Origin of the sequence: Frigoribacterium sp. MEB024, assembly GCF_000878135.1 — a bacterium.
In the GTDB taxonomy this organism is placed as follows: domain Bacteria; phylum Actinomycetota; class Actinomycetes; order Actinomycetales; family Microbacteriaceae; genus Frigoribacterium.
Genome location: NZ_JXQZ01000120.1, coordinates 1 through 1,462, shown reverse-complemented (window position 1 = coordinate 1,462; position 1,462 = coordinate 1). Strand labels below are relative to the sequence as shown.

Annotated in this window: 2 protein-coding genes and 1 pseudogene; all 3 read left to right on the top strand. The window is 76.5% G+C overall.

The window, feature by feature from the left end; all coding sequences use genetic code 11:
* Positions 1 to 450: pseudogene (locus tag SZ60_RS15440) on the top strand (DUF429 domain-containing protein); the annotation flags it as partial.
* Positions 451 to 538: 88 nt separating this feature from the next.
* Positions 539 to 1,051: a GNAT family N-acetyltransferase gene (locus SZ60_RS15435; RefSeq protein ID WP_043597551.1), complete on the top strand. Its 513-nt coding sequence runs from the start codon at positions 539 to 541 to the stop codon at positions 1,049 to 1,051.
* Positions 1,052 to 1,067: 16 nt separating this feature from the next.
* Entirely contained in the window at positions 1,068 to 1,427 is a 360-nt protein-coding gene (locus tag SZ60_RS15430; RefSeq protein ID WP_043597545.1) for a hypothetical protein, read from the top strand.
* Positions 1,428 to 1,462: the final 35 nt, after the last annotated feature.

The following is a 1,462-nucleotide window of genomic DNA, read 5'->3' as shown; positions in this document are numbered from 1 at the left end:
TACACGACGCTCGTCGGCATGGGCGAGCTCGGCTACGACGACAAGCGTCCCCGCTACAAGCGGCCCGACCTCACCCTGCCGAAGGAGGCGCGGCGCGAGGCCCGCGCGGCGGCCTGCGACGAGCTGCTGCGTCGGTTGGCCGGGCTGGCCCGGGCCGAGGTCCCGTTGCGTCTCGACTCGCACCCCGTGTCGGCGGCGCTGCTCGAGGAACCCTCGCCGCTCGTCGACCGGGCCTACAAGCACCGCGAGGACCTGCTCGACGCCCTGGTCTGCGCTTGGACGGCGGCCCTCCGCGCCCGCACGCCCGGACGCCTCCAGGTGCTCGGCGTCGACACCGAGCCGGACGACCGCGGGAGGCGCGCCACGCTGATCTCACCGGCCCGCCCCGAGCAGCGGCTCGGCCCCGCGCCCGTGGCGAGGGTCGACCGAGACGCGCGCCGCGCCTCCTGACGTGACGCCCTCGGGGCGCGACCCGCGCGGTGTCGCGACCCGCGCCTCCTGCACCCGCCTCCTCCCGCCCGTGTGGCAGGGTGGCGGCATGCCCGCACGACCCGTGACCGTCCGCCGCACGACCGCCGACGACTGGGAGCACGTGCGCGACCTGCGCCTCGCGATGCTCGCGGACACCCCGATCGCCTACGGCGAGACGCTGGCCGTCGCCCGCCGTCACGCCGAGGCCGAATGGCGGATGCGCGGGGCCCGGGGCGAGGCCGAGCACGGCACCTCGTTGGTCGCGATCGACGACGGGACGGGCGACTGGGTCGGCGCCATGGGCGGCTTCCTGCAGGCAGCGGGGCACCCCCTGTTGGTCGGCGTTTACGTCGCCCCGACCCATCGGGGGCGCGCGGCCGGCGTCACCGACCTGCTGCTCGACGGGGTCGAGACCTGGGCCGCGACCGAGGGCGACACCCTGCGGTTGCACGTCCACGAGCAGAACGAGCGGGCCATCGCGTTCTACCGCCGACGCGGGTACGAGCCGACCGGGCACACGAACGCCTACGCCCTCGACCCCACGGCGCGGGAGCTCGAGATGCTCGCGCCCCTGCGCTGACCGCCGCACCGGACCGGTGGCGAGCACGCACGACGTCTTCCTCGAGGGCCCGCACGACGAGTCGCGACACCTCGTCGAGCAGACCCTGATCGAGCACGGCTTCACCCTGTCGCTCGCGTCGGACGGCAGCACCCGGGCCGTCCGCGGCACGCTGGCGTCCACCCTCGCGCTGCGCGCCTTCGCCGGGCGGACGCAGCTGCTGACCCTCGGCGTGCAGTGGTTCGTCGACGACCGGGGGCGGCTCGTGGCGCGGATCGTGCACGAGGCGGCCCTGTCGGTGCTGGGCGGGCCGGTCGGCCTCGTGCGCGCGCAGCGGGCCGTCGGCGCGGTGGTCCGGGCACTCGAGGCGGTCGCCCTCGCGCGCCGCGCCCCCTGACGGATTCGACCCGCGGCGCGCCGTGCGCCGTGCGC